This is a genomic window from Fodinibius salicampi (genome assembly GCF_039545095.1).
GTDB lineage: Bacteria > Bacteroidota > Rhodothermia > Balneolales > Balneolaceae > Fodinibius > Fodinibius salicampi.
In genome coordinates, this window is sequence record NZ_BAABRS010000002.1 from 220,756 (window position 1) to 243,632 (window position 22,877).

General features: G+C 43.2%; 19 protein-coding genes and 1 tRNA gene. 12 read left to right on the forward strand and 8 right to left on the reverse strand.

Annotated features, from left to right (window positions below; all coding sequences use genetic code 11):
• Positions 1-9 precede the first annotated feature (9 nt).
• From ABEB05_RS08815 to ABEB05_RS08825, 3 genes are all read left to right on the forward strand, one after another.
• Positions 10-1,578 carry a SusD/RagB family nutrient-binding outer membrane lipoprotein gene (locus ABEB05_RS08815; protein WP_265789401.1) on the forward strand — a complete coding sequence of 523 codons (1,569 nt, stop codon included), beginning with the start codon at positions 10-12 and terminating at the stop codon, positions 1,576-1,578.
• A 566-nt stretch (positions 1,579-2,144) separates the two neighbouring features.
• On the forward strand, positions 2,145-2,690 hold the full coding sequence (gene pyrR, locus ABEB05_RS08820; protein ID WP_265789403.1) for a bifunctional pyr operon transcriptional regulator/uracil phosphoribosyltransferase PyrR: 546 nt from the start codon (positions 2,145-2,147) through the stop codon (positions 2,688-2,690).
• Positions 2,690-3,658 (forward strand): aspartate carbamoyltransferase catalytic subunit, encoded by a 969-nt coding sequence (locus ABEB05_RS08825; protein WP_265789404.1) that lies wholly within the window; start codon positions 2,690-2,692, stop codon positions 3,656-3,658. Before pyrR ends, ABEB05_RS08825 begins: the two co-directional genes overlap by 1 nt.
• A gap of 719 nt (positions 3,659-4,377) precedes the next feature.
• Here ABEB05_RS08825 and ABEB05_RS08830 read toward each other — a convergent pair.
• Together ABEB05_RS08830 and ABEB05_RS08835 are read right to left on the reverse strand one after the other, a co-directional pair.
• Complete coding sequence (locus ABEB05_RS08830) at positions 4,378-4,893, reverse strand: class IV adenylate cyclase (protein WP_265789406.1); 516 nt, start codon at positions 4,891-4,893, stop codon at positions 4,378-4,380.
• A gap of 155 nt (positions 4,894-5,048) precedes the next feature.
• Positions 5,049-5,804 carry a lysophospholipid acyltransferase family protein gene (locus ABEB05_RS08835; RefSeq protein ID WP_345694263.1) on the reverse strand — a complete coding sequence of 252 codons (756 nt, stop codon included), beginning with the start codon at positions 5,802-5,804 and terminating at the stop codon, positions 5,049-5,051.
• Positions 5,805-5,949: 145 nt separating this feature from the next.
• On the opposite strand from ABEB05_RS08835, the gene ABEB05_RS08840 reads away from it, so the two are divergent.
• Positions 5,950-7,497 carry a Na+/H+ antiporter NhaC family protein gene (locus tag ABEB05_RS08840; RefSeq protein ID WP_265789410.1) on the forward strand — a complete coding sequence of 516 codons (1,548 nt, stop codon included), beginning with the start codon at positions 5,950-5,952 and terminating at the stop codon, positions 7,495-7,497.
• 30 nt (positions 7,498-7,527) lie between these two features.
• Here the strand turns inward: ABEB05_RS08840 and ABEB05_RS08845 are convergent, their stop codons facing one another.
• From ABEB05_RS08845 to ABEB05_RS08860, 4 genes are all read right to left on the reverse strand, one after another.
• Positions 7,528-7,785 (reverse strand): SemiSWEET transporter, encoded by a 258-nt coding sequence (locus ABEB05_RS08845; protein ID WP_265789412.1) that lies wholly within the window; start codon positions 7,783-7,785, stop codon positions 7,528-7,530.
• Positions 7,785-8,249: a large conductance mechanosensitive channel protein MscL gene (gene mscL, locus ABEB05_RS08850; RefSeq protein ID WP_265789414.1), complete on the reverse strand. Its 465-nt coding sequence runs from the start codon at positions 8,247-8,249 to the stop codon at positions 7,785-7,787. The genes ABEB05_RS08845 and mscL overlap by 1 nt, the downstream gene beginning before the upstream one ends.
• A 129-nt stretch (positions 8,250-8,378) precedes the next feature.
• On the reverse strand, positions 8,379-10,337 hold the full coding sequence (gene ftsH, locus ABEB05_RS08855) for an ATP-dependent zinc metalloprotease FtsH (protein ID WP_265789416.1): 1,959 nt from the start codon (positions 10,335-10,337) through the stop codon (positions 8,379-8,381).
• Positions 10,338-10,557: 220 nt separating this feature from the next.
• A tRNA-Lys gene (locus ABEB05_RS08860) sits at positions 10,558-10,630 on the reverse strand.
• A gap of 234 nt (positions 10,631-10,864) precedes the next feature.
• Between ABEB05_RS08860 and ABEB05_RS08865 the strand changes: the two genes are divergently transcribed.
• The 4 genes from ABEB05_RS08865 (at position 10,865) to ABEB05_RS08880 (ending at position 14,098) form a co-directional block, all read left to right on the forward strand.
• Positions 10,865-11,263 (forward strand): HIT family protein, encoded by a 399-nt coding sequence (locus tag ABEB05_RS08865; protein WP_265789418.1) that lies wholly within the window; start codon positions 10,865-10,867, stop codon positions 11,261-11,263.
• Positions 11,260-11,688: a type II 3-dehydroquinate dehydratase gene (locus ABEB05_RS08870; protein WP_265789420.1), complete on the forward strand. Its 429-nt coding sequence runs from the start codon at positions 11,260-11,262 to the stop codon at positions 11,686-11,688. Before ABEB05_RS08865 ends, ABEB05_RS08870 begins: the two co-directional genes overlap by 4 nt.
• A 27-nt stretch (positions 11,689-11,715) precedes the next feature.
• Positions 11,716-13,176 carry a lipopolysaccharide biosynthesis protein gene (locus tag ABEB05_RS08875; protein WP_265789422.1) on the forward strand — a complete coding sequence of 487 codons (1,461 nt, stop codon included), beginning with the start codon at positions 11,716-11,718 and terminating at the stop codon, positions 13,174-13,176.
• A gap of 112 nt (positions 13,177-13,288) precedes the next feature.
• Positions 13,289-14,098 carry a LabA-like NYN domain-containing protein gene (locus ABEB05_RS08880; RefSeq protein ID WP_265789424.1) on the forward strand — a complete coding sequence of 270 codons (810 nt, stop codon included), beginning with the start codon at positions 13,289-13,291 and terminating at the stop codon, positions 14,096-14,098.
• A 296-nt stretch (positions 14,099-14,394) separates the two neighbouring features.
• Here ABEB05_RS08880 and mdh read toward each other — a convergent pair whose 3' ends face one another.
• Together mdh and ABEB05_RS08890 are read right to left on the reverse strand one after the other, a co-directional pair.
• The gene (gene mdh / locus ABEB05_RS08885) at positions 14,395-15,351 is read right to left on the reverse strand and encodes a malate dehydrogenase (RefSeq protein ID WP_265789427.1); all 957 of its coding nucleotides are present in this window, start codon (positions 15,349-15,351) and stop codon (positions 14,395-14,397) included.
• A 182-nt stretch (positions 15,352-15,533) separates the two neighbouring features.
• Positions 15,534-16,292: a sugar transferase gene (locus ABEB05_RS08890; RefSeq protein WP_265789428.1), complete on the reverse strand. Its 759-nt coding sequence runs from the start codon at positions 16,290-16,292 to the stop codon at positions 15,534-15,536.
• Between the two features lie 327 nt (positions 16,293-16,619).
• Here ABEB05_RS08890 and ABEB05_RS08895 point away from each other — a divergent pair, with 327 nt between their 5' ends.
• The 4 genes from ABEB05_RS08895 to ABEB05_RS08910 all read left to right on the forward strand — a co-directional run bounded on the left by ABEB05_RS08895 (position 16,620) and on the right by ABEB05_RS08910 (position 22,871).
• Positions 16,620-18,983 carry a PAS domain-containing protein gene (locus tag ABEB05_RS08895; protein WP_265789431.1) on the forward strand — a complete coding sequence of 788 codons (2,364 nt, stop codon included), beginning with the start codon at positions 16,620-16,622 and terminating at the stop codon, positions 18,981-18,983.
• Between the two features lie 490 nt (positions 18,984-19,473).
• Positions 19,474-20,166, forward strand: coding sequence for a TetR/AcrR family transcriptional regulator (locus tag ABEB05_RS08900; protein WP_265789433.1), 693 nt, complete (start codon positions 19,474-19,476; stop codon positions 20,164-20,166).
• A 79-nt stretch (positions 20,167-20,245) separates the two neighbouring features.
• Positions 20,246-21,766, forward strand: a complete 1,521-nt coding sequence (locus tag ABEB05_RS08905; RefSeq protein ID WP_265789435.1) for a TolC family protein — start codon at positions 20,246-20,248, stop codon at positions 21,764-21,766.
• Between the two features lie 25 nt (positions 21,767-21,791).
• The gene (locus ABEB05_RS08910; RefSeq protein ID WP_265789436.1) at positions 21,792-22,871 is read left to right on the forward strand and encodes an efflux RND transporter periplasmic adaptor subunit; all 1,080 of its coding nucleotides are present in this window, start codon (positions 21,792-21,794) and stop codon (positions 22,869-22,871) included.
• Positions 22,872-22,877 lie beyond the last annotated feature (6 nt).

A 22,877-nucleotide genomic window follows, 5' to 3' on the forward strand; every position in this document is an offset into this window, starting at 1 on the left:
ATGTTAACCATGAAGAAACTTAGATTATTACCAATATTCTTATGTATTCTTACGGTAACGTTAGTGTCTTGTGATAGCGTCGATTTCGGCGATATTAACCAGGATGATGACGTACCGCAGGAAGCAAATGTGGAAGGATTGCTTGCTGGTGGGATGAACCAGTTTTTTACGAACTGGGGACGTGCCTACTTCAACAATCCAACCCTTTATGTGCAGTACCAGGCTCAAAGTACGTATACTACGGAAATGACCTATGGAGAGAATCAGTATCCCTGGACCGATTATTATTCCGGGGTACTGAGTAATTTCAAGGAAGTATATGAAATAACTACAGCCGAGGAAATCCCAAGCACTGTTCCCGGTTTCGGTCATCCCGATAACCAGGCGGCCGTGGCGGAAATTATGAGCGCATTGGTATTCAAACGCGTTACAGATACTTGGGGACCTATTCCCTATAGTAACGGTGACGGTTCCGTGGGAGAAGCACTCCGCGGGCTGGATAATACTACGCCTGCCTATAGTAATCAGCAGACGATCTATCAGAACCTTATTGAGCGCGTAAAAGCCGCTCGAGATATGATAGATCCCGATGCTATGGGGCCGACCGGAGATGTTCTTTACGGTGGCGAAATGGAGAAATGGCAAAAATTTGCCAACTCTTTCATTTTGCAGTTAGCAATTCAGTTATCTGATACTGAGTCGGCGGACTTTGCTGCTCAGGAATTTGCAGCTGCTTTGAATCATGAGGCTGGGGTCATAGAAACCGTTGCTAATGAAGCTTGGTACGATTATCAAAACTCTCCGGGCGCGACGAATCCTTTGTCCCAAAACCGGGGGTCTGATTACGTATTAGCAGATTCTTTTACAGATGCTTTAATGGGTGATACAAATGACGATTCAACAATCGTATATTCTAATACTACTTATGATGATCGTTTAAATGTATTATCTAGTGAGCCATCTTCTTCTGGTGGTGCCTATGGTATAGCTGGAATTGTAAATAGTGGAGCCTCTATTAGCAGCGCAGTTGCAGATGCCGGTAGTGATCTCCCCTATATGACAGCGGCTTATACCTACTTAAATCGTGCAGAAGCAGCTGAGTTAGGCTGGACCAACGAAAGTGCTGCTGATATGTTGACGAACGGTATCATGATGTCCTACGAAAGTGTTGACACACACTGGGATGAAAATGATGCATTAGATAGTGATGGCTCAGATTTTGCAGCACAGCGCCTTGTTGATGCTGCAACCGCTGATGGTGGTATGGAGCAGGTTATTGCTGAAGAAAAATGGGTCGCACTCTTTCCCATGGGATTTGATGCATGGTCCGAATGGCGTCGTACTAATGATAATATGGACTGGGGCAATAACCGCGGCGGTGATTATCCTTATACCGCAACGGGTTATCCTGGCTTGTACCCTGCGGTAGATGCGACAAACGGTGGAGAGATTCCTAGCCGTTACATTTATCCAAGTGCTGAGGAGGGAACGAATAGCCAAAGTTACCAAGCTGGTGTTTCGAGCCTTACTCCTGGTGAAGATAACAATACTTCGAACTTCTGGTGGGATGTCGAATAAGACATAGCCCATTAAGCTAGTATTTTAAAGCCTCTTCCGGCAACGGAAGGGGCTTTTTTTATGGGTCTTATCTTAGATAGGGTTCCTAAAGTTCAATTGTTGTATGGTCGCTCAGAAATGTTTTTTGACGACCGATTCTCCCGTTCCTACTCTGGTCGGCTCACAACCAAAGGCCGGAGGGAATATGTTTTTGTTCCTTCAAGGCCGAATGGATTTATTACCTTATTATCACTAGCGCGGGAATTAATTCCCGCGCTATATATATGGGATGTGGCAACTCCATGACACCTGATCCCACCAACTTCAGCAAAACAAATAGGTGCGGAAAGAAATAAATGGGAAAAACCTAATAAAAGAAAGAGGCATTGACGAACGAGCTTGAACGCAGAAGCCGGTTGGCCGTTTAACTTATTTTATGATGGGGCTAGGTTATCCGCCATCCTTCATCCGCCACCCAAAAAGTTCAAGCTGCCATATATAAAAACTCTTATTTATCTTAGGGTTGTGTTCTTACTGTGCATTGCCTACTTTCATCTACTAAAAAAAGACCAAACGAGGATATCCGTTTGAACACGATTAAAATCATGTCGGCCGAAGAACTGAATCGCACCTTTTTGCGATTTGCCCATCAGTTTTTGGAGCCGCACGACGATCCCCAACAAGTAGCTATTATCGGCATGCAGACCCGCGGGGTGCATATTGGCAGGCGCATTGTGGATATTATTGAACAGGAATACGGTTTTAAACCTGATTTCGGAGTGCTGGATGTTACCTTTTATCGTGATGATTTCCGAAGCCGCCTGAAAATGCCGGAAGTAAAAGTCACAGAAATTCCCTTCGATCTTTACGATCGCGATGTCATTCTCATTGATGATGTACTTTATACTGGACGTACGGTACGGTCGGCAATGGATGCGCTAATGGATTATGGGCGCCCCCACAGTATTAAGTTTTGCTGTATGATTGACCGGGGCCATAGGGAGCTTCCGATTTGTGCGGATTATGTAGGTATGAAACTTCCTACCCATGTTCAGGAAGAGGTACGGGTAAAAGTTCAGGAGCTGGACGGAGAAGATGCGGTATACGTGGTTAAAAATTCAGAGGAGGAATAATGAGTGAAGAGATAAAACTCCAGGAAAGAGAAGGAGATTACGACTTTCAGCAAAAACATCTGCTGGGATTGGCTCACTATTCCGGCGATGATATTCAATATATTTTGGACCAGGCTCAGTATTTTCGGGAGATTTTGGATCGCCCGGTACCCAAGGTGCCTACGTTAAGAGACAAAACGATTGTTAATCTCTTTTATGAAAATAGCACTCGCACCCGGCTCTCTTTTGAACTGGCGCAGAAACGTATGGGGGCCGATGTCGTTAACTTTTCAACGGGTTCATCCAGTGTTAAAAAAGGGGAATCACTCAAAGATACCATTCGGAATATCAGTTCCATGAAAATTGATATGGTGGTCGTGCGTCACGAAAGTCCCGGCGTACCGCATTTCCTGACCCGCTGTGTGGATGCGGCTATTATTAATGCCGGAGACGGAGCCCATGAGCATCCCACGCAGGCGCTGCTGGATCTCTTTTCCATGCAGCAGGTTTATCCGGATCTTAGCGGTCGCCATATAGCTATTATCGGGGATATTGCTCACAGCCGGGTGGTACGATCAAACATCATCGGGTTGCTTAAGCTGGGTGCCGAGGTAGCGGTCTGTGGACCAAAGACCATGATGCCGGCTTATGTTGATGAGCTGGGGGCCAATGTCTCTTACGATCTGGATGAGACGCTTGCCTGGTGCGACATCGCTATGGCGTTGCGTATCCAGTTGGAGAGGCAGGAGGATGGTACAGAGCTGTTTCCAAGTATACGGGAGTATCACCAGATGTTTGGCATAACCATGGAGCATCTGGAGAAGTATCCGGATTTTACCATTATGCATCCCGGTCCGGTTAATCGCGGGGTAGAGATGGAAAGCGCTGTAGCCGATCATGAGCGGTCGATAATCCTGAGCCAGGTGACCAATGGGGTGGCAGTCCGTATGGCCATTCTATACCTGCTCAGCGGCGGTACGAGGGTATAGGCTTTTCGGTTGAGTAATTATTTCAGTTATCGAAAAGATCGCCCATTTTGAGGATATAGGGTTACAGGTTTAAGGTTAAATGTTGCAGGTTCGAAGTTCAATTGTGAATTAAAAATAAGGCGATAGTGATGGGTTGTCTGGGATGACGGTTAGCAGATGGCAGATTTCGGATAACAGTATCGATCGTTAGTGCTCCTGTATCCATATTTTTTTAGATTGTCATAACCTTAGAAAAGGAGTTCCGCCTTGGAGAAGGCGGACAGGCCCCGTGGAATTGAGCTCCATTCCATAGGGCACGAGAATTGGTTTTTAGGAATGTTACAGGCTGATAGTTTTCAATTCCGCTAAATCCCCTTTCTCCAAAGGGAACTTTGGTTCTCGTCCTGTATAAGTTTTATCTGAGTTCTTCCTTAGGAAAGGAAGACAGAAGGATTGAATATAGTAACTTATCAGGGCTGTGAACTTATGTTGGATAAAATGCCTGACTTTTCAAGGCCGGGGTATTCCTACTTTTTTCTTGAAAGCGACAGAGCTCTCCCCGGACCATTTCTGTGTGACGAAGGGTGGCCAAGAGCGGTAATCAGCGTATCCGGAGGTTGTCCACCCTGAGGAGTTAAATGCTCCTAGCGTTTTATGAGCCTTTTGGGGTAATGCCACAAGGTGGAAGAGAATAAAAGATGGGGATAAGGAGGTTTTACAAAGCCTCTGTTAAGATAGTTTTATCTTTTTAAAAGCAGATCGGAATAAGACTCGGCAACCAAGTCTTCTTCTTGAATGTTAAAAAGGGCCATATATTTTTGACACTGTTGCTGTAGCTTTTCTTCTCCGACCGTCCGGTCTTCATCAATAGCTTCGATTTCCATAAAACTACCCAGCTCTTTTACCTCATCTATGTGGAATTTAACATTGTCGATGAAATAGATTTCCCGCTGTTTGTCCACTGTTACCTTGGTTCCGAGTGCGTTTTCCAGGAGGGCCTGCATTTTTTGTGGATGTGTTGCCGGCACGAGATGAATATCCGAGGATTTGGGTCCTTTTTGATTATTACGCTGATAAAAAATTAGTTTTTGTTCGATCGTTCCCCTTCTCAGCTTTAGCCGTCCCTGCGGCACCTGGAAATAGATATCAACCTGATGGTCGGTGCCTATGAAGTCAGCACCGTGCTTCTGTAGGATATCCCGGATAGCATCAGGATTATTGCAGTGAGCTTTAATTTCAATATTGTGAATACTCATGATTGTTATCGTAAACAGTTTGCTGGTTATCAGTTAATAGTTAATTGAAAACGGCTTTCCAGAAATGTATGTCCATCCTTTATTAAATATTTGGCTTTCAATAACTGTAGTCTTTTAACCTTTACCCTTCAACATTTTAAATTTTAACTGTGTAATTATGCAATTGGATCCACATTATCGTCCTTAACACCAGCCCATTTTAGATACCGCTGCCGTACTTGTATGATATGCTTTTCCAGGTTTCCTTCCGTCCAGTCAGATACATCAATTTGTTCATGGATATGGGCAGTTAACTTTCCCGCCTGGGTAAGCATGGAATTTCCCTTGCTGAGTTCCCGATTGCCTTCGAAATAGATAGGCACAATGGAATAATCCAGATCCATAGCCATATGGAACGGGCCTTTTTTAAAGGGACCGATAACGCCGGGATGACTGCGCGAGCCTTCCGGAGCCATAATTACTGAGAGCTGCTTTTTTTGTATACGTTCATATGTGTTCTGGAGTCTGGCAATGGCTTCTTCGGACTTTTTTCGTTGAATAAATATCTGCCCCGTTAATCTGCCCAGAAGAAAGAAAATAGGATTGTACTGGAATTCCCATTTGGCAACATAACGTATTTTAGGTAACCCAAGAGCAAGGATAGTCAATACATCCAGCGTAGAAGTATGATTGATTATAAAGACCGCAGGAGCAGTAATTGAATCAGCATGCAGTTCTATGTTAAATGAGATTCCGCTTACCCAGAATACCGGTTTAACAATGACTGGGGCAATAGATTCAACAACAAAATTGGAAGCCCGTCCCAAGGTTATAATCAGCAGAAAAAGAATAAGGGGAGTGGCAATAATCAGCATCACAAAAAAAACGATGATAGCCAGTATGCTTCGTAAATAGTCTTTCGTTGTGAGCATAAAAAAGAAAGCCGATGGTATATATAAAAAATTTAATCAATACGCTTTAATATAGAAAATTGAGAAGTATATGATAGAGTGAACTTGCTTAGTTGACAGCTTTTAAACAGCTTAAGGGAGCCCATCACAATTAAGAAATGAATATATGCCAGATACAAATCAGCTGATAGCCAAAATTTCAAAGGGAAACAGAATTAATCTAGGGATTACGTTTATCCTTATCGTATTAGGAGTGGTGTTTGCCGGTGATATCCCGGAGCAGGATAATCACTTTGGATGGTGGTCAGTAATGCCGCCGCTTGTAGCCATAGGATTGGCTTTTTGGACACGGGAAGTGATCAGTTCCCTGTTTGTGGGCATTGTATTGGGAGGGGTTATATCGGGTAATTTAAATGTAGTGCAGGGATTCCTGATTCCATCTATAGGTACAGAAAGCTTTGCTTTAATATTGTTGGTCTATCTTTGGTCGCTCGGCGGACTTATAGGTATATGGACGCGGACAGGTGGTGCAGAGCGTTTTGCTGAGTGGGCGGGCGCTAAAATAGTGCAGGGTCCAAAAAGTGCCAAGTTTTTTACCTGGTTAATGGGTTTGGTTTTTCACCAGGGCGGTACAATCAGCACGGTATTGACCGGGGCAACCGTTCGTCCTATTGCAGACAAACATGATGTTTCTCACGAAGAACTTTCATATATGGTGGATTCCACGGCTTCACCGGCTGCTACTGTTATCCCTTTTAATGTGTGGCCTATTTATATTGCGGGACTGGTAGCCGGAACGATCCCCTTGTTTGAGACTACGCAGGATGGCGTAAACTTCTTTTTTCAGGCATTGCCATTCAATTTCTATGGAATCATTGCCCTGTTATTAACCCTGCTTTTTGCATGGGAACTATGGCCGTGGATCCCAGGAAAGAAGATACGTAACGCCATGAGCCGTTCCCGGGAGGAGGGAAAGCTGGATGATGATGAGGCCCAGCCGATGGCCGCCTCAGAACTTACGGAGCTGGATATCCCGGAAGACTATAGTTCAGGACTGGTAGACTTCTTTGGTCCTATTGGCACGCTCTTGGGAGTAGCCATTATTCCCTACGGCTATACAGCCTATATTATGGGAAATACTGAAGACCCTACACTGTTAATTGCTGAGGCTTTTGTTTTGGCGGTACTGACCGGAATGTTTGTTGCGCTGGCCAAGGGAATGGATTTACAAACGGTAATGGATGGTTTTGTAGATGGCTGTAAAGGAGTGACCATTGGCGCTATAATCCTGGCCCTGGCAGTGACGCTAAAAGAGGTGGCAGAGGCAGTAGGAACTGCCGAGTATGTGGTGGCCCTTGTAGGAGATGCTATCGGGCCAGTAGCGCTTCCAGCATTGTTGATGGCACTTTGTATGCTCATCGCATTTTCAGCTGGTACTTCTTGGGGAACGTATGCAGTCGTTTTTCCGGTTGCGATGCCTCTGGCCTGGGCGGTACTGCCGGAGGAGTTTTTTATCACTCTTTGCTTTGGGGCCGTAGTCGGGGGGAGTGTCTTTGGAGATCAGTGCTCACCTATTTCTGATACCACTATTCTTTCCTCATTAGCTACTGGTTGTGATCTCATGGATCACGTTCATACACAAATACCTCTGGCACTTACTGCTGCCGGCCTTGCTGCTGGTTTATATACGCTTATGGTCATGTTCTTTGTGTAAGAAAGAATATGGAGTTGCTGGTCAGCTGCCTTATTCTTTATAGAAAAATTTGAAGAAAAGGATCGTCAACGCCAGTATCAGAGTAACAGTATTAGCCGCAATAACCGGGATATCTCCAATCAGGATACCGTATATAAGCCATAATAGAACTCCGGTACAAAATATGGAGTACATGCCAAGAGAAAGGTCATCGGCGGATTTTGTCTTCCAGGTTTTAATGACTTGGGGAATAAATGCAATCGTTGTCAAGGTAGCCGCCGTTAATCCCAAGAGAAGAATAAATGACATCAGGAAGCTGATTCTTTGAGATTAGAGGTGCAATGCGGGCAGCGGGTTGCTTCCAATGGAATGTCCGATAAACAGTGGGGACATTTTTTAATAGTAGGTGAAACCGGTTCCGGAGTTTTTTTCGGATCTTTGAGCTTATTTATGTATCGTATTAAAATAAAGACAGCAAAGGATACAAACGCAAAGCTGATAAAGTTATTAAGAAAGGAGCCGTAGCGCAGAATAACCGCTCCGGTTTGTTCAGCAGCCTGTAGAGATTCGTAGGGAGCAGAAGTAGTTCCTTCCGCAAGGATAATGTATGCGTTGCTAAAGTCGATATCGCTGACAATAAGTCCCAGCGGGGGCATCATAATATCTTTTACAAGCGATTGAATCACCGCCGTAAAGGCTGCGCCAATAATGATACCCACCGCCATGTCGATGACATTGCCCCGAACCGCAAAGGCTTTAAATTCTTTCCACATAGAGCTTCCAAAAGGTTAAGACAGAAATGTCAGTTCAGGATCATAATGATAGAAATCAAAGAAAAATACAAGCAGGTGTTGAGAATAAAGATACTATTCTTTCTCTGAACGGGAAGAATGAGATTCACCTTAATTTTTATCCTTTTCGTCTGTTTCCTCCTCGCCTTTTCCAACTTCTTCTTCCTCTCCCTCCTCGCCGTTAAGCCACTTCATTACTAACTTTCCGGAGACTTCTTCATGCTCGATCAGTTCATCTGCGAGACGGTCGAGGATATCACGGTGTTCGGTAATGGCTTCTAACGCACGTTCATAGGCTGTTTTGAGAATTTGATGAACCTCCTGATCAATTTCCCGAGCCGTACTGTCACTGAAATCCTGTTGACTTCCCATCTGTTCGCCGAGAAAAACCTGTTCGCGCTGACCACCGAAAGCAATATTGTTAAATTTATCGCTCATGCCCCAGTCGAGAACCATCTTGCGGGCCAGCTTGGTAATTTGTTTTAGATCATTTTCAGCGCCACTGGTTGCAGTATCAAAGATAAGATTTTCAGCGGCGCGTCCACCCATCATCACTGCCATGCGATCAAGCATATATTTTTTTTCATACAGCAGTTTTTCTTTTTCCGGCATTTGTATAGTCACACCCATCGCCTTCCCGCGTGGAATAACAGTGACTTTATGAATGGGATCCGTATTAGGCAATACCGCTGCTACAACAGCGTGTCCCGCTTCGTGATAAGCCAGTAGTTTTTTCTCATGGTCCGACAGGCGAATCCCTTCACGTTTCAAGCCCATCATGACTTTGTCCCGTGCCTGGTCCACATCCTGTTGTTCAACAGCCTTGCGCTTGTGTCTGGCAGCGATGAGAGCAGCTTCATTAAGAAGGTTTTGCAAATCAGCTCCGCTAAATCCGGGCGTAGAGCGGGCAATTTCCTCTATGTCAATTTCATCAGAAAGCTTCTTATTCTTGGCGTGTATTTTCAATATTTCAGCACGGTGTTCCTGGGTAGGCAGGTGAACCGTTATTTGCCGGTCAAAACGTCCGGGACGAAGTAGCGCTTTATCCAGGATATCAGGCCGATTGGTAGCTGCAATAACGACTACGCCCTCGTTAGGTTCAAATCCGTCTAGTTCGGCTAGTAGCTGGTTAAGAGTCTGTTCACGTTCATCATGTCCCCCGCCGACGCCGGCCCCTCGTTTACGTCCAATGGAGTCAATTTCATCAATAAATATGATCGCAGGTTCTTTCTCCTTGGCTTTTTCAAACATGTCGCGTACCCGCTTTGCACCTACTCCGACAAACATTTCCATAAAATCAGAACCCGTAATCGTAAAGTAAGGTACTTTTGCTTCACCAGCGACCGCCCGGGCTAACAGGGTTTTACCGGTCCCCGGAGGCCCTACCATCAGCAGTCCTTTAGGGATTTCGCCCCCAAGAGAATCAAATTGATTGGGATTTTTGAGAAAGCTGACAATTTCCTGCAGTTCGGTTTTAGCTCCTTCAAGACCGGCCACGTCATCAAAAGTAGTATCAACCTTTTCGGCATCCTGCAGCTTGGCCTTAGACTGACCGATTTTAAACATATTTTGTCCCTGCATGCGCATCTGGCGGAAGAACTGGAGTCCGATGATTACGAGGAAAGCCAGGGGAATTCCCCAGATAAGAATCGTCCACCAGTCGAAATTGCTGGGGGGCAGGGTTTGAACTTCCACGTTATTGGCTTCAAGCATATCCATTAGCTTATCGTCACCAAAAGAGGGGAGGTAGGTGGTAAAGTTACTGTAGTTGGTTGTATCTTCTTCTGCAGCCTTGAGTGGAACTTCCTGCTTAAGTTTGCCTTTAACTTGATCACCCTGAACGGTTACCCGTTCTACATTGCCGGATTGAATTTGTTCACGGAAAGTACTGTAGTCAATGTTGGGAGGTCCGCCAAAAAGACCTCCTTCCTGAGAACTGAAAATCCAGAAGGCAAGCAGGGTAGCGAAAATAATCCAATAAAAAGAGTACTGGAATCTTCTGCCTGGACCTTTCTTATTTTTATTCCCCTTTGGATTGTTATTCGGAGACTGCTTCTGCTGATCGGCCATAAAAGAATATTAAAATAATAGATAGCAACATTCAAAGAGTATATACTCCTTATCAACGTTAAGTTGAGGTGCAGCCATTCCATGAAAATAGTACGTGCATAAGATGGCTATGGAATATGCTATTCCTTTTAAAAGAGCAAAATCCTGTATAGTTAAACAAAAGCCTCTGAGGCTATCAACCGCCAGAGGCTTGAGAGAGAGTTTCTTAATAGTGATAGTGTGAGTCGGGTGGGGATCGAACCCACGACCCACGCCTTAAAAGGGCGTTGCTCTGCCAGCTGAGCTACCGACTCTCGGGTTGAAAACAGATTCCAAATATACGGCTTTCATTGCTTTAATTTCAACCGGAAATCTATTTTTTTTAAATGAAGAATGTTTAAACTGTACTTGGACACCCAAATACACTTTTATACATTCATTTGGTTATTTACTATCATGCTTGTAATAAAATATCTTATGATAAGGTTTGACAATAAGCTAAGCTATCATCAGCTTAATTAAAAAAACCGTAACGATTAATAAATCTTATGGCTACTATATTTACTAAAATTATTGAAGGGGAGATTCCCTGTCACAAGGTCGCAGAAACCGAGGAGCATATTGCTTTTTTAGATATTAATCCTATAGCAGAGGGTCATACACTGGTGGTTCCCAAAAAGGAGGTTGATTATTTTTTTGATTTGCCGGATAAGCTAATGCAACGCACAATGGATTTTTCCCGAACCATCGCTCATGCTATAGACGAGGCTTTAGATCCACTGCGGACCGGTGTAATTATACAGGGCTTGGAGGTTCCTCATGCCCATGTACACCTTATTCCATTATATAAAACACACCAGGTAATGGCTCTTGGTCATAACGTAGAAGTTTCTGACGAGCGCATGAAAAAGTTGGCCGACCAAATTGGTGATGAGGTGAAAATATGAAGCTAATCGTACTCAATGGTCCCAACCTGAACATGCTGGGAACGCGTGATCCGGAACATTATGGCTCGGATACCCTTGGAGATATTGAAGGATTACTGGCCAATAGTTTCCCGGATATTGAATTTATCTTCTTTCAAAGTAATCTGGAAGGAGAATTGGTAGAAAAGATACAGTCGCTTTTACATGGAAACGTTGATGGCGTTATAGCAAATTTTGGCGGATATTCGCATACATCCGTAGCTATTCGTGATGCCCTTGATCTGCTTAGTATTCCGATTGTAGAGGTACATCTGTCGAATATACATGCAAGGGAAGCGTTTCGCGAGCAAACGCTCACCGGAGCTGTGGCCGATGGTATAATCACCGGTTTCGGAAAACAGAGTTATGTGTTGGGAGTACACGCTATGCAAGAGCTTGTCAAGTAGATGGATGGCTATAAATCATAAACCAGTTTGAAAAAACTTAAAGAATTACTTTCCGACACGCTAATTTATGGTATCAGCAGCGTGTTGGCTCGGTTTATTAATTACCTGTTGGTTCCGTTTTATACGGATGTATTTGAGCGGGAACAGTATGGTGTTGTTGGACTGGTTTATTCGGGAATTATGTTCCTGAATGTGATTTTTACTTTTGGCATGGAGTCGGCCTATCTGCGTTATGCCAAAGACCGAGAAAAAGCCAAAGATGTTTTCAAGACGATACAAGCAGGATTGTTAGTTGCTGCAACGGTACTGGCAGTTGCATTGTGGTTTTCTGCTCCAGTATTGATGCCGCTAATGAGCCTTGGTCCTGAGACCGAGAACTTTTACTTGTTTATGATCGGTATCCTTTGGTTTGATACCATGTGTATTGTGCCTTTTGCCGAGCTGCGCCTGGTTCGTAAATCAGTTTTATTTGCCGTTCTGCGAACCGGAAACGTGCTGATAAATATTGGACTCAATTTCTATCTAATCTTGGGTTTGGGATGGGGCATTCAAGCCGTTTTTGTAGCAAATCTGGTAGCTTCGGGCGTTACTACACTGGTTCTTTGGATTATCACATCCGATATGCTTCGTGGGGATATCAAACAAATACTGTTCAAGAAAGCATTAAAGTTCGGTCTGCCATTCGTGCCGGCCGGACTGGGCTATGCCATTAATGAGAGTCTCGACCGCTTCTTGCTTAACAATTATCTGTCGCTGGATACCATCCACCAGCTTTATGGAGCTGGATTTACCCACGAAGCCGTTGTTGGAGTCTATAATGCTTGCTATAAACTCGGGGTCTTTATGTTATTGCTGGTTCAGATGTTTCGGATGGCCTGGCAGCCCTTTTTCCTTCGCCATGCTGATGATCCCGATTCTAAAGCTTTATATCGAGATGTCTTTCGCTATTTTAACTGTGTTGCGGGAGTTTGCTTTTTGATTGTAGCACTTTTTGTCGATCAGATTGTTCAGATTAAAGTCCCCATACTGGATGCTTATATTATTGGAAAGGATTATTGGATGGGACTCGAAATCGTGCCTTTGCTGCTCGCGGCCTACTGGTTTCAGGGGTGGTATATGAATTTTTCAGCGGGCATATTTATTAAGGAGGAAACAAAAGTACTGCCTGTTATTACCCTTATTGGTGCTGGTATAACCATTGCTGCCAATCTCATACTTATCCCCTATCTGGGGATGATGGGGTCGGCTACGGCTACGCTTATTAGTTATGCTTCGATGGCATTACTGTTGTACTACCAGAGTGTTAAGGTTTATAAAGTAGACTATGATTTGGGACGGGGTTTGGGCATGATTTTGCTGGCCGTTTTTTGCCTGCTCATTCAGCCTTATGTGGGAGAGTGGCTTGGCTTGGAATGGATAAGCCGGCCAATCATGTTATTTATTGGTACAGCAGGCTTTATACTTTTTGCATGGCCTGCATCGAAATAAATGATTGGCATTTTGGTTTATCCCGGTGAGTGAAAACAGTTATTAGAAAGGGCTCACCATTTCGAAAATTATTATTGGCGTATAATTTAAAATTATTAAGGGGAAATTATTTATGGGAAATAAGATCGGCATTTTTGTTGATGCAGTAAATGTAACCATGAATGGTGGCTTTGGCTTACGTTATGATATTTTACGTAAATTTGCGGGCCGCGATGGAAGTATTCCTTCTCGGATGAATGTATATTTGGCATACGATCAGCAGAGAGTAGAAGAAGATGAATCCTATCGCGAGAAAACAGAAAGATTTAGTGAAGTACTTCGGGATTTTGAGTATAAGGTCATTAAGCGGCCGATGCAGTACTACGAAGACGAAGAAACGGGAGAGATCATTACTAAGTCTACGGTAGATATGGACATGGCCGTCGATATTGTAACACAGGCCGACCAACTGGATAAGATTGTTTTGCTTACCAATAACGGTAGCTATGTAAGCGTCGTTAAGGCCGCACAGCAAAAGGGAACACGGGTTGAGCTAGTGGGATTCGATGATATGTCGCCCGAGCTTCGCAAAGAGGCGGATATGTATATTTCCGGTTATCTGATACCGGGATTGCTTCCGATTGAGTCACCTTATGGCTGGGGAGAAATAGGCTCGCGCGTGCGGGGCGTCTGCTATGATTTTGCACATAATGAGGGGTATGGTTTTCTCCGCTATCTGGTCAGGTTGAATGAAAACTTGTGGATTACAGATTCTCGCTTTGATGAGTCGCCCTATCGAACGGTGTTTGCCCATGTGTCTCAATTCGAGGAGAATTTGGATACCGACTTTTTACCGAGTCGACATCTCATTTTTGAATTTGATCTGATTGAAAACGATAAGGGACTGGTAGCTGAAAATATTGAGCTCGTCAGTGCGCCATAATGAGTGGAGAGTAATAAGTTTTAAATAAAATGCTTGAAGAACTTGTGCTTACACTAGGTTGGCAATAAGTTATAAAATACATATGTCAATAAAGGGGGGATCCGGAAATGTTGTAATACCTTCAAGCTGTAAATAGTTGAAGGATTATGGAAAAAGGCTTGTTAAATAAAGTAGCACGAATCCAACTCGTAGATGAAAGTTCCTAAAACAAAAAAGGCTCCGCTATGATCGACGGAGCCTTTTTTTAAAAATGCAAGTAGTGAAGAAGCCTTACGTCTTCAACAATTTATTGCGATTTATTTGTTCATCAGCTTGCGAAAGTTATCAAGTACGGAGTGTACATGATTAGCTGATGTATCTAAAAGTTGCTGTTCTTCATCATTTAAATCAACCTCAATTATTTCTTTTATGCCACCTTTGCCAAGTTTGACTGGTACCCCCAAAAAGAGGTCTTTATGGCCATATTCGCCATTTAGGTAGGCAGCACAGGGAAATATGCGGTTTTGGTCCAAAAGAATCGCCTCGACCATCTGTGCGGCAGCAGCGCCCGGTGCGTACCAAGCGGAAGTCCCCATCAATTCTACCAGCTCACCCCCACCACCTTTGGTGCGTTCTACAATTTCTTCAAGTTTATCCTCATCAATAAATTGGGTTACCGGCATTCCACCAATGGTAGTAAAGCGGGGCAGAGGTACCATAGTGTCTCCGTGTCCGCCCAGTAAAAGTGCCTGAATATCTTTTGGAGAGACCTCCAGTTCTTCTGCCAGGAAAGAACGATAGCGGGCCGTATCAAGAATTCCTGCCATACCCATTACCCGGTTAGAATCCAGTCCACTTGTTTCATAGGCTACCTGGGCCATCACATCAAGGGGATTGGAAACAACAATAATGATCGTGTTGGGGGAGTGTGCAATGAGCTGCTCGGTAACAGACTGTACAATATTGGCGTTAGTCTCAAGCAGATCATCCCGACTCATACCCGGTCGACGCGGTACCCCGGCTGTAATTACACACACATCCGATCCTGCAGTGTCTTCATAATCTACTGTTCCGGTAAGCTTTGTATCAAATTTGTGAATGGGAGAGGATTCCCACTGGTCAAGGGCACGTCCCTTGGAAGGATATATCTTTTCACCGTTATGTTCTTGTACGATATCTACCATTACTACTTCTTTAGCAAAGTCGCGCTGTGCTACTGCCATTGATACGGTAGAGCCGACATTCCCACCGGCACCGACTACTGTAACTTTCATGTGACTATTTGTTTTAGGAGTTAAAATTTCAGTCTAAAGATAACGGTAAAATTGTTGAATATCAGGACTGAAAAGAAGCTTTAAAAGAGAGGATCGGATATGGACAGATAACCTGTAATATTTTAAACAAGCTGTATCCAATAAAGATATTTCTTGGTGGGATAATGAAAAAAGCCAATGCTCTAATGTCCGTCGGTATCCAGATGGATCATTTTAAATACTGTACGGCCTAATACGTATAGATCGAGTGAGAGCGACTGTTTTTCAACATAAATAAGATCATAATCGAGACGCTTCCGCATGTGCTCTTCTTCAAGCGTACCGCCGCGATAACCTTTAACTTGTGCCAAACCTGAAATGCCTGGTTTTACCGCATAGCGATAGAAAAAATCATCGAAGGTATTGTTCCAGTGGGCACATTCTTCTATGGGATAAGGGCGTGGACCTATAAGGCTCATATCTCCCTTGAGAACATTTAGTACCTGTGGAATCTCATCCAGATTAGTCATTCGCAATAAGCTTCCAAACCAAAAAACACGCTTGTCATTTTCCTGGGTAACAACCGGCTTACCATCAATCCGCCGAAGATCTAGCTGATGCATTGTTCTGAATTTATAGCAGATAAATTCGTGTCCATGTTGTCCTGTACGGCGTTGTTTGTAGAGAATAGGTCCGCGGGAGCTCAGTTTTATAAATAATCCAAAAATAGGATATACAATTAAAAATACGGCAAAAGCAAGACAACCGATGGCGATATCAATACTTCGTTTTCCCCGAAATGTTTTATTGGCCAGTGATTCAAATTTAGAATAACTGCTGTCTGCGCCCTCTGCTGATCCAATATTGGTATCGTACATCTCTTGTACAATAGATTGTCTGACCGTCTCGTATTTCTCTTGGATGATACTGTTTTGGGCTACCGACTCGCTTTTATATCCCATCTCAATAATTTGTTAAAAAATTTCAGCTAATCAAGCTAATAGCAATACTTACCATTTCATTTTAAAAGTCAAATATAGAACTATTTAATAAAAGTAAAAAAAAGAAGTCAGTTTAACATTTATATGAATTGTTTGAGGAAAATCATTTTAATCTGAATATAAAAAAACAAAATATAATTTAAGAATTGAAGGATGTCTCCGATAATACAGAGTCTGAAATAGGTATGGAATAGTAAGAGCTTAGCAGGTGTAATTATTAGGTAATCAATATCAAGATATCCCTTTGGTTGCCGTATCGTTCCTGCTAATAAAATAGTTGAATTGATTTTGAAAGATCGACAGCATACAATTTATATAGTTGTACCACCTGACGGAAAAATTCAGCATGTGGTCAATAGAATAGAGAAGCTGGATTTTGAGATAATTTGGGAGAGAGTCTGCACCGAAGACTGTTTGAGCAAGTTGAGAGATACCCTCCCGGATGTGATTATTGCTGAGGATAATAGCTCTATAGAAAACTTTTTGTGGGAGGTTAGGAGTAAGTATGAAAACTTGCCCATAATTGTATTATCTGGTACAAATGACTATTCAAATGGATTGCGGATGGTTGAAGAAGGGGCAGAGGATTATATTTCCCGGGGACAAATTGAACGACTGGACATCGCTATTACACGGGTTTTGAAAAAAGATAGTTCTTTCTCAAAGGCAGGTATTCGATCAGGACTCTATATATTAGAGGAAGAAATAGTCGGGATGTGTTTTGATGAACAGTATACACTGGAGAATATACTGCAACATTTCGTTGAGTCGATAGAGCGAATACATCCGGATCTTATTCCGGTGGTAGTGCGTATCGAAGACATGAGAATGTATTCTTGGATATCTTCGGGGCAATTATCAAATAGATTTCTCAGTCTTTTGGATGGCACACGGGTTGGTCCGAATGCCGGTTCGGCTGGCGTCGCTGCTTATCACAAAAAAAATGTTGTGTGCTTACATATTTCTGAGGACGAAAGATGTAAGGAAGTGAGGGAGAACGCACTTGCGGAAGGCCTGATGGCCTCTTGGGCCATACCTATTTTGGTTGAAGGGGGTAAGATTTATGCTTCGTTCTGCTGTTATTGTCGTCAGGAGTCTCACTCTCTTTCGTTATGGAATCAGGAAGCTTTAGATCGTATCCAGAAGATTCTGCAGATTGTTATAGGTTTTAAACAAGTACATCAATCTCTTAAACTTAGAGAGCAACGTTTCCGTGCATTGGTGCAGGATGGAGCTGATCTAATTTCTATCGTAGATAAAAGTGGTCGTTTTAAATATGTAGCCCCATTTTCTAATTCATCTGAAGGCATTAACGCAGAGGATTTTATAGGTAAAAGTGCTTTTGACTACGTACATCCGAAAGACCGGCAACGGCTGAAAAGGATTTTAGAGGGGCTTGCCCCCGGTGAGCGTGTAGAGGTGGGCCCCTTCCGATCGCTTGATGCTGATGAATTGCCGGGTTGGAAAGAGACGACCATTACCAATATGATGAATAATCCTGCCGTAGAGGGTTATGTAGTTAATTCCAGGGATATAACTGACCAGATGGAGCGTGAGCAGAAGCTCCGAGAAAGCGTGGAGCGCTATGAAATTGTATCCAAAGCTACGAGCGATACCATTTGGGATCTGGATCTGGAGGAGGATGTTATCAGGTATAACTCCAATATTAGTGAAATGTTTGGATATGATACCAAAAGGATTACCAAGGTTGGCAAGTGGTGGCGAGGCAAGCTCCATCCTGATGACCGGCCCTATGTCTTGCAAAAACTGGATGATGCCTGGACGGAAAAGGAAGATCGTTTCCAGATGGAGTACAGATTTCGATGTGCCGATGGTACTTATAAATATGTTTATGATCGTGCTTTTGTCGTGACGGATGAAGATGGGCAACCTGTACGGATGATCGGCGCTATGCAGGATGTAACACATCAGCGGACAAGAGAGCAGATATTAAAAGATTCTCTGAAAGAGAAGAAAATTCTCTTAATGGAGATCCATCATCGGGTTAAAAACAATCTGGCAGTAGTATCGGGGATGATGCAATTGCAGGCCTTTCAATCAGAAAGTGAAGAGTTGCGCCAAAAGCTTTTTCACAGTGTGGGACGCATAAAGACGATGGCATCTATACATGAATTTCTTTACGAGTCGCAAAATTTTTCCAATATCAGTTTTAATGAGAACATTAAAAAACTTATATCCGCAATCATTGAAACTGTTAGCTTGAATCAGTCAGTTGGGGTCGACTATGAACTGGAACCTGTGGATATCAATATCAACCAGGCAATTCCCTGTTCGCTGATTATTAACGAAATATTTAGCAATATGCTTCAATATGAGTATAGGGGGGTTGGATTTCTTAAGATCGTAGTTAGTCTGTTTGAGGAAGATGAAACGATTCATATCAAGATTTCCAATAATCTTTTAGATGACCAGGCTTCAGATATCTTGTCAGACAATACGTTGAGCCGGGAGCTCATAGAAACGCTTTCACGTCAGTTGGAAGCGGACTATGGCTACAAAATAGAGAATGATGACAGGTTTTTTTATCTATCCTTTGACAGGAGTGAAGCCAATGGTATCGGAAGTACAAAGGTTAAGGATAAAAGAGCTGTAATAAAAGGAGATGCAGTTCGGACGGTAGTAGGTTATTAATTAACGCTATGTTAAGAGTATGTGTAGCGCTTAGATTTAGATTACCATGGCATTTTTTCAGCGACTCTGCCACAAGGAGGCTTGTGGTTTGGCGTCTGTAATTCAAAAAAGTCTCGATCTTTTTATTTCCTTTGGCTAGTATTATTCTTTGTCGCCTTTTGAGTTTCCATATAGCACTTTTGGTCGCTAAAAGTACTGCAAAAACGACCGGTTTTGTGGAATGCCCCAAATACCCTCCCCCCCTCAGTTTACGTCCAAAAACTTTACAACAGCCCGTGCTACAATTGTCACAAGGGAAGCCATTATTTTTGAGTAGGCATTGGTTTCCAATAAGTGTTATCCACAAGGTACTGACAGGCATTATTCCATTACAACTACTCCAAAGCATTAGAATTGAGGATATAATTTAGGGAACGGAAAGTTTGTTTTGAAAGTTTAAAGTACTTAACTTCGGTCACATTATGACCGACAGTCATTTCATGAATTAAATATGAGCAAAGAAGAACGAAAAAAAAGAGAAAAAGAGCAGCGTCGTAACACCATTATAGATGCGGCCGAAAAGGTTATTTTTGAAAAGGGTATCGAGCAGTCTACCATGGAAGAGATTGCTCATGAGGCAGAACTGAGTAAGGGGACGCTCTACCTTTATTTCAAAAGTAAGAATGAGTTGTATACAGCAATAGCCCAGCGTGGATCTGACATCCTCAACCGCCGCTTTGCCAAAATGTTTGCCGGAGATTTTACCGGCCTCGAACTCATCAGGAAGATTGGGGAAACTTACCTCAATTTTGTAAATGAGAATCCTGATTATTTTAGGGCTTTCATGTATTATGAGTCCATGAGTGATGTTGAAGAGCTCCAGGAAAGCGAAATAGCAGGACATTGTGAGGAGAATCGCCGTGAAGCATTGGGCTTTATGATTCGTGCTTTACAGATCGGTATGCAGGACGGGACCATTGATGAAAGTTATGATCCCAGGGAGTTGGCAATCGTCCTTTGGTCAAGTACGCGGGGAATTACCACGATGACACACATGAAGGGGATCGGTCATTACTTCAAGGTGTTGGATGATATGGAAATTCAGGTTAGCTCGTTGTTTGAAAGCTTTCTGAATCTTATAGGTACTGGAATTGCTACTGATGAAGCTCGAAATAAATTAATGACTGATAGTCAAAAAAAATGAAACATCTGAAAAATAATAACGTATACCCACCCGCTGTAAATTTTAATTTAATAGTAAATAAGTATTTCAAAGATAAGATATGATTGACAATACATCTGCTAAATTATCGCGGCTCGGCAGAGCAATTGCTTTGATGATGGTTGTATTTATGGTTCTTATTTCATTACCGGCATGGGGGCAAATATCAGATTCAGTGGCTGTCTCTGATGTTGTTGGAGACCAAAAAGTATTAACACTGACAGAAGCCCTTGATGTAGCCCTTGCAAATAATTCCGAGATCAAACGATCACTACTCAGCCTCAAAAATGCCGACGAACAGGTCCGGATTGCTTGGAGCGATGTGCTCCCGGATGTTTCCGCTTCGGCAACTTACACCCGAAATTTAGAGATACCAGTAAATTTTGTGCCCGCACAGTTTTTTGATCCTGATGCCCCGGCTGGCGAATTGGTTCCATTACAGTTTGGGACTGATAACAACTGGCAGGGAGGCCTTTCCGTAAATCAAACTCTTTTTAGGGGTGAGGCTTTTGTTGGTATTGGTAGTTCAAAAGTATTTAAGGCTGTACAGGCCGAAAATCTACGAGCGACTGCGCAGCAAGTAGTGACTCAAACCCGTGTTGCCTACTATAATGTATTAGTAGCTAAGGAACAGCTTCGCCTTCAAAAAGCAGCGATTGAACGGCTGGAAAAAAACTTGAAGGAAAATAAAGCTCGCCAAAAGGCGGGACTGGTTGACGAATATAACGTTTTGCAGGTACAGGTACAGCTTAGTAATCAGCGTCCACAACTAACGCAGGCTAAGTATGCCGTTGATGAAGCTTATCGCGAGTTGGCAGTGGTTTTAGGCATTCCTTTGGGACTTGAATTCATGGTTAAGGGAGACCTTAATAATTTTGATATAACAGCACAGGAGGCGACCGACAAGGTCAATGAAAATATTAAAAAGGTGGATAAGATGACGCCCTATCAATACAGCAAGCAACCTCCGATAGAAGATAGGGTCTCAGATATGCGAGGCGATATTCGGATATTGGAAAAACGAAATGAATTGAAAATTCAGGAAATGAAAGCTATTAAGAGTCGCTTTCTGCCAACACTCTCAGCTAATTATAATTTAAATTGGACGGCGTCACAGGCAGGAAATCCCGTATTTTTTGGGACTGAAGATAGCCGAGCCCGATCACAAACTGTAGGCCTTACGCTCAGCTTGCCCATTTTCCAGGGATTTGAACGCTCGGCCAACCTGAGTATTGCACAGATTGAAAAGAAAGACCTCGAGGAACAAAAACGTTCCGCTCTACGATCAGCTGAGAATGAAATTCAATCAGCCAGGGAAGATCTGGACCAAGCAATAGAAACGGCTCCGGCCCGTGAAAAGGCGTTGCAGTTAGCACAGGAAGGATATGACCGGGCTCGGGCACGACTGGAAAATGGGCTTGGTTCACAACTGGATGTTGCCAACGCTGAATTACAGCTTCGTGAGGCTGAAGCTAATTATGCGCAGATGGTATTTAACTATCTGTCAGCCAAGGCGCAGTACGATCAGGCAGTTGGTATGGTCCCTTTTGTTGACGAAGAACTTCCTAAGCTCAATGATTAAAATTAATCATCATAAATTTAGTAAAATGAATAAGCAATTAGTTTTAGCAGGAATAGTACTTTTTTTACTGATAAACGGATGTGCCGAAGAGCAACAGGAGCCTAAAGAAGAGGTCGTGAAAAGTGTTACCGTAGAGACCAAGGTCATGAAGGCTCAATTATTTGAACGTTATTTGGAATTGGTGGGATCCGTAGAGGCTCAAAATGATGTTCGTATTTCTGCCGAAGTAACAGGAAGGGTCCAAGAGTATTATGTGGATCAGGGAGACCAGGTTAATAAAGGAACACCGATCCTCAAGATTGATGACAGTAGGCTGCAGCGCGAACATGCTCGGTTGACGGCTCAGGTCCAGCAGACACGGGAGCAATATGAACGCTTAAAGAAGGTGTTTGAACAAGATAGTGTAGGTTCGGAAATGGATCTCATCAATGCTAAAACTGCTTATGAGCAGAGTCAGTCAGCACTTGAGGCTATTGAAGTAGATCTGCAGAATACAACGGTGAATGCGCCTTTTGATGCCACTTTAGAAGAAATTGTTATGGAAGAGGGGGAGATGGCTAGTCCCGGCACAGTATTGCTTCGTCTAATCGGTCATAACAGACTCAACGTGTCGGCCGGAGTACCATCTATCTATTCTGATGCCGTTTCTAAGGGAGACACCGCCCAGGTTTGGTTTGATTTTCAGCAAAGCGATACACTAAGGCTGCCAATAAATTTTGTGGGGCAGTCTATCGATCCACAAGCCCGAACATTTGAGATAGAGATTAAACTACCTCCCCAAGGCGAAGAATATAAAGTAGATATGATCAGTAACATAAAGATCCCGACGTTTAGAAAAGACAGTGCTTTCGTAATTGGTGAGGAGTATGTGTATAAAGAGGGAAATGAAAACGTGGTGTATGTAGTGGCTGAAGATGATGAGGGAAATAAAATTGCCCGGATGAACCAAGTGAAACTCGGTCCCTCATACAAGAATAACGTGGTAGTTTCCGAAGGGCTCAGCAAAGATGAACGGCTTATTACGGTGGGCTCCTCATTTTTGCAGGATGCGATGCGTATAAAGATCGTTGAAGAGAAAGATAGAAATATTGTTCAGGAAAATTAGTAAAGC